At 32.3% G+C, this 5360-nt stretch carries 7 protein-coding genes; 2 read left to right on the top strand and 5 right to left on the bottom strand.

Features of this window, described 5'->3' with window-relative positions; genetic code table 11:
• Positions 1–317: 317 nt before the first annotated feature.
• The 3 genes from ACRBBL_RS23695 to ACRBBL_RS23685 all read right to left on the bottom strand — a co-directional run bounded on the left by ACRBBL_RS23695 (position 318) and on the right by ACRBBL_RS23685 (position 2653).
• Positions 318–596, bottom strand: a complete 279-nt coding sequence (locus ACRBBL_RS23695; protein WP_431371582.1) for a hypothetical protein — start codon at positions 594–596, stop codon at positions 318–320.
• Positions 597–644: 48 nt separating this feature from the next.
• Entirely contained in the window at positions 645–863 is a 219-nt protein-coding gene (locus tag ACRBBL_RS23690; protein WP_431371581.1) for a hypothetical protein, read from the bottom strand.
• Positions 864–946: 83 nt separating this feature from the next.
• Positions 947–2653, bottom strand: coding sequence for a helix-turn-helix domain-containing protein (locus ACRBBL_RS23685; protein ID WP_431371580.1), 1707 nt, complete (start codon positions 2651–2653; stop codon positions 947–949).
• A gap of 227 nt (positions 2654–2880) precedes the next feature.
• On the opposite strand from ACRBBL_RS23685, the gene ACRBBL_RS23680 reads away from it, so the two are divergent.
• Together ACRBBL_RS23680 and ACRBBL_RS23675 are read left to right on the top strand one after the other, a co-directional pair.
• A complete protein-coding gene (locus ACRBBL_RS23680; protein WP_431371579.1) occupies positions 2881–3054 on the top strand; it encodes a hypothetical protein in 174 nt (57 codons plus the stop codon).
• 29 nt (positions 3055–3083) lie between these two features.
• Positions 3084–3269: a hypothetical protein gene (locus ACRBBL_RS23675; protein WP_431371578.1), complete on the top strand. Its 186-nt coding sequence runs from the start codon at positions 3084–3086 to the stop codon at positions 3267–3269.
• A gap of 39 nt (positions 3270–3308) precedes the next feature.
• Here the strand turns inward: ACRBBL_RS23675 and ACRBBL_RS23670 are convergent, their stop codons facing one another.
• Positions 3309–4046, bottom strand: a complete 738-nt coding sequence (locus tag ACRBBL_RS23670) for a LytR/AlgR family response regulator transcription factor (RefSeq protein ID WP_431371577.1) — start codon at positions 4044–4046, stop codon at positions 3309–3311.
• 6 nt (positions 4047–4052) lie between these two features.
• Positions 4053–5261, bottom strand: coding sequence for an ATP-binding protein (locus tag ACRBBL_RS23665; protein WP_431371576.1), 1209 nt, complete (start codon positions 5259–5261; stop codon positions 4053–4055).
• Positions 5262–5360: the final 99 nt, after the last annotated feature.

Below are 5360 nucleotides of genomic sequence, written 5' to 3'. Positions count from 1 at the left end.
ACTTCTCAATACTCAATACTCAGTACTAATATCTTAATTTGGTTGCTGGTTAAATTGTTAATTACCAATTTTGTTTCAAAGTATAAACTCTTAAACTTAGAAACTCAAAATTGACTATGTATTGATTTTGCGTAAGGGATGGAGCGTTTGTTGGAGCTCCTCGCTTCGGCTCCGTTCAGCGCCACTTTTGCCTTACTTAGCGACTTTACATTCTATTATATGTACTTTATGAACTGGATGCAAGAGAGCGACTCGCGAGAGCCCGACCTCCGATTTTTCTCGGAGGTTACGCCCATATTTGCATTTTAAGAAAACATTTACGGTCCTGGTTGTATGCTTTGATTGAAGGTTGGTACCGTGTTATTGTCATTTGTAGTATCGTTGGTGTTGCTAGGACATACATGCTCAGGATTGACACTTGCACAATAGGTCATACCATTACTTGTAGCCGCAGAAGTAGGTGCATTTGTTGTTGTATCATCATTTCCTGTAGTGGTATAGGTTGTTTCGCTGTTTTCTGATCCGCCAAAGATTTTAGTGAGTTGTGTGAGTTTAACGATTTTGGTTTTATGAAGTTTTAATTTGGATGCTTTCATGTGATTTTTTGAATTAGCGATTGATTTTTTCGAAGATTTTGAAACGAGTTAACAACCAAAAAGAACTGACAAGAACGTAGCAATACTATTGTTTCCATTTTTTTTATCGTCTGTGAAATCGTCACAAGTTCCATCTGGATTCAATGTTTCTAACGTTTCACAAGGCAGACATTCGGTCATTGTATCTTGTGTTCCTCCCTTGATGTTATTATGATGAGTAAGCTTTACAATTTTGATTTTATGTAGTTTTAATGTTTTCTTTTTCATAACTTATTTGTTAAATATTTTACATTAAACCTACGTATTATTGAGATTAAGCTTTAGCTATTTGGGTATGAAAAAATATAGATTCATGAATCTGTAGAAAGTTTTTTAGTCTTTTTTAGTTCTCGAATGAAATAGGATGGATTGATGCCTTTGCTGTTTGAAAATGCTTTGGAAAACGATTGTACATTGTTGAATCCGACTTCGGAAGCAATTGCCTTTATGGTGTATTTTAGATAGGTTGGATTGCTTTTTAATTGTTCAATTGCATATTCTATACGTAGATTGTTAATGTAGTTTGAGAAAGAACATTGTTTTACTTGATTTACAATTTTTGAGAGATAGTTAGGGTTTGTATTGAGTTGTTTTGCTAAGGAATTGAGCGTGATTTCATTGGAAATAAAGCTGTTTTCGTTTTCAAAGATTTCTAGTTTAGATACGATTTCTTCTATTATTTCTGGTGGAATGGCAAGTGTTTTTGCCGTTTCTTTTGATTTGTTTTCGGTTCCGTTACTTTTTTTTGATTTGATTACTTCTTGAAAACGTCGCTGCGCAATTTTGCGTTTTTTGTATTGTAGACTAAATCCTATGAGTACTAAAAATAAGAGTATACTTAGTAGAATGACAATTTTGTTAAACCTACTTTTTTGCTGCTGTTTTTCAGATAGGATTGATTTTTTTTCTGCTAGTAGTTTTGGAATTTCATATTTTTTGTAGATTGTTTTGCTTAGGTATAAATCACCCGAATTGATTACACTATCTACAATTATGTATCTTTTTAGATTATGATTCCGTTGTTCCGTATTTCCTTGCTCCTTGTAATATGTGTCTAATCGTATGTAAGCTCTCTTGAGAAGCGGGAATAATGATTGTGTTTTTTGAAAAGTTGTATCCACTTTTTTGAAATAGTGCATTGCTTTTTCTTTTTTGTCAAGTTCCCAATAGGTTTCACCTATGTAATAGTATGCGAATGAAAGTTTGTCATAATCGTTCAAATTCTCAAAGTACGGTATGTATTTTTCAATACTATCAATCGCTATTTTGAATCTTTGTTTGTGATATTCAGCTATTCCTTGATTTAGCGCAAAATGATACTGAAATCGTTCGTTTTTTAACCGAATTGCTTCTTTATGCCCCAATTTATTGTAATATGAAGCTGAATCGCCTATTTCCATATCATTGTAAACATTTGCGATTGCTGTAATGGAATTGAGATATGTTCTTATAGTTACACTGTCTCGGTGTTGTCTGGTATATTTATAATTATCATGATAGAGTGCTAAGGCTTCTTTGTAATTTCCAGTTCGTCTTTTTAGTACGCCAATGTTGTAATTGGCATTGAAAACCATTTTTTCTTGCTGGTGTTTTCTAGCATACTTAGCAAATTGCACATAATTATCTAAAGCGTTTCTATAAGCCCTTTTATCATAGTAAAAATCACCTTTTTTCTCAAAGGCTATTGCAGGATAATGTTTGGTGCTATTATTTTTTGTTAACGCGATGATACTGTCTGAATACACCAATACATTTTCGTCTGTATATGTTACTGAGAACATGCGATACCCAGCAAGTATCATTGATCTGTCTTGTTCTTGTTTTGCTTTTTTCAGAAAGATGTTGCAATAGTTTAGTTTTTCTTTGAATGAAGTTGCTTCAATAAACAATGAGTGTAATTTCCTGTATTCCTTTGCAATGGATTCATCTTCTAGTCTGTTACAACTTGAGAACATGATTAAAAAGAGCAAACTAAGACTCGTAAAGAAGTAACTATTTTGGGATTGGTAAGATTTCAATTGGGTAGTGTTTTTTCTGTTTGATCAAAAATGACAACTAAAAATAACCATTTTAAAGGAAAAGTAATACAGATTCATGAATATATACTACAGATTCATGAATGTTGCATTTTGAAAGTTGCAAACTACTGATTTTCAGCATTTTTTTGTTTTTATCTTTTTGAGATAGACATACAAAATGAGTGTCTTTAAGTGTTCATTTCAACCAACCATTTAATTTATTAATCATGAAAAAAAGAAAAGCAAATGATTTGCAGATTCAGAAAAAAACCATTTCCAATTTGAACAGTTGTAGTGTAAAAGGCGGAACGAATACCACGTTTACACTTGATCCATTGAATTCTATGTGTGTGTGCCGCACAGATATTTATTGTCAAGCTTCTTTGAACTGTACCACATAATTCCATTATTAATTTTAAAACTTATTATTATGAAACAACAAATTTTGAGTATTGGACAAGCATTATCAAAATCCGAACAACGCACTATTTACGGAGGTTTTGGAGAAGAATGCGAACCGTTATTAGGTTCTTGTACTAGTGACGAACAGTGTCATCCTGTACACAATGGTTTTCGTGCTTATTGTGAATTTGGATGTTGTGTAACTCCAATTTAATGATACTTATAAAAGGCTTTTAAGATTTCTTTGAAGCCTTTATTTTATGATTGTAAAAATGTCTAGCAATTGTTTTCTATGGCGCTGACTCACAGGTAATGTCACATTATTTTTGAGCGTCAATGTATAGTCTGTTGGCATAACCGACAAGATTTTATCTGTATTCACAACATATTTTCGATGTAGCGACACAAAATTATCTGGCAATGCTTCTGCAAAGCTTTTTAGTGATTTTTGGACTAAGAAACGTGCATCTTCCGTATGAATGAAACAATATTTATCGTCAGATTCAATATAGAAAATATCGTTTACAACAATTTTAATGAGTGCATTTCCTTTTTTTACAAGTAGTTTATTGTCTATTTGTAAAGCCGTTTCTTCTTTGGTGGATAGTTGTCCAACTTGATTTACATGTTTTTCAAACGCCAATTCTATTGCAAACTTTAACGAGTGCGGATCTACAGGTTTTAGCAAATAACTATATGGATGCTGTTTTTTTGCTTCAGAGAATGAAAGCTTGTCTTTTGAATTTGTTAAAAATAGAATGGGAATGGAATGTGTATTTTGTATGTATTCTGCAAAACGAATGCCTTCGCGTTCGCCATTCATAAAAATATCGAGTATGGCAATGTCTGGCAGTTTTTCATTGAACGTTTTTACAGCATCATCGTAGTTTGTAGCAATTCCGCTAATAACGTACTCATCAGAAAGTATGAGTTTTAAAATCTCAATTTCGTCTGGATTATCTTCTAAAATGAATATGTTTATTTTTTCCATAACAGTTTACGCAACGTTTTTATAAGGCAATGAAATGTGTACAATGGTTCCGCCTTTTGGATTGGGTTTTATTTGAATGCTTCCGCCGTTGAGCTGAATCATTGATTTGGTTAACATGAGTCCTAAACCAGAACTTGTTCTTCCTGTAGTATCTTTTTGCACTTTGTTTGATTTGATTTCGAAGATACTTTTGAGTACTTTTTCTGGAATTCCAATGCCAGAATCCGTAATGAATACTGTAAACGAATCTTCTTCTATTGCTCCAGAAATAACGATCTTCCCTCCTTTTGGTGTGAATTTGATGGCATTATCCAAACAGTTTCGAATGACAATTTTAAAAATTTCCATATCGCCATAAACCAAAACAGATTTTTGAATGTCTGTACTGAATTGAATGTTTTTTTCTTCGATTAAAGATTGATATTGTAATTCTATTTGACGAACGATTTGCCACAACGGAAACCATTCTTTTTGAACCGAAAGTAAGTCAGATTGACTCAGCGACCAATTCAATAAGTTATCTAATAATAAACTGAGCGAATCAATGATTTGAGTTACATTTTTATCGGATGAAATAGCTTCTGAATCTTTCTTAAGCGCACGTAATTGAAATAATTGTTTCAATCGTGCTACAGGACTTCGTAAATCGTGCGCAATGATAGTAAACAACTGATTTTTAACTTTATTAGTCTCATTCAATTCATAATTTAAACTTTTGATTTGTTTGTGTTGCTGCTTTAACTTTCTGTAGAAAATAAAGCCTACAATTAGCATTAATAGAATTCCTGCAGAAATAGCTATAAACGTATTTCGTTCTGCGGTTTTAATGTCTAACTCCGCTTGCTTTTGTGCTATATTATGTGCTTCTTTTTCTTGTGCAACTTCCCATAATGCGTTTTGTTTTTGAAGTGAATCATTTAGGGCTGTATATTCTTTAAGATATAGAATCGCTTTATCGTGTTTTTTTGAAAGCTCAAAAATTACATGCATATTGTACGCAATCGTACTTTTTAGTTCTAAGTCTTTGAGTGGTTTTGAAAATTTGTACGCTGAATCGAAATATTTTAATGCAAGTATATCTTGGTATTGTTCGAAGTATAGATTTCCTAGGTTGGAATAATTTCTTGCTATTTGAATTGAATCTTGATTTTTTTTGTAACGTTTTAGAACCTTTCGATATAAAGAATCAGCCAGTTTATAATTTTCTTTTGACAAGTAAATAAATGCTTTACTTTCTAGTATTTCAGTTGTAAAATAATGTGTCTGAGGAACTTTTACATCAAACGCTTTATCATCTGTCTCTTATACACATCT

The organism is Kordia sp. (genome assembly GCF_050633145.1).
In the GTDB taxonomy this organism is placed as follows: domain Bacteria; phylum Bacteroidota; class Bacteroidia; order Flavobacteriales; family Flavobacteriaceae; genus Kordia.
Note: the sequence above shows the minus strand (reverse complement) of the source record. Positions and strands in the feature narration are given on the sequence as shown.